This is a genomic window from Psychroserpens mesophilus, from assembly GCF_050617655.1.
Classification (GTDB): Bacteria; Bacteroidota; Bacteroidia; order Flavobacteriales; family Flavobacteriaceae; genus Psychroserpens; species Psychroserpens mesophilus_A.
Genome location: NZ_JBODQC010000543.1, coordinates 1 through 232, shown reverse-complemented (window position 1 = coordinate 232; position 232 = coordinate 1). Strand labels below are relative to the sequence as shown.

The window sequence follows — 232 nt, the reverse complement described above, 5'->3', positions numbered from 1 at the left end:
CCCGCGCTATGCGCTGGTCAACAACATCGCCCCGGCGCACCTGGAACGCATGGGCAGCCTGCTCGGCGTGGCAGTGACCAAGGGCGCGATCTATGCCGCGCTGCCGGCCGATGGCGTGGCGGTGATCAATGCCGACGATGCCTACGGCCGCTGGTTCGAACAGCATTTCGTCGGCACGCCGGCGCGCAGCCGTGTGCTGCGCTATGGCCTGGAACACTCGGCGGACGTGACC

At 68.5% G+C, this 232-nt stretch carries 1 protein-coding gene; it reads left to right on the top strand.

The window, feature by feature from the left end; translation table 11 throughout:
- The coding region (locus ACRHNM_RS18350; protein WP_431138060.1) for a Mur ligase family protein at positions 1–232 on the top strand (232 nt) is incomplete at both ends.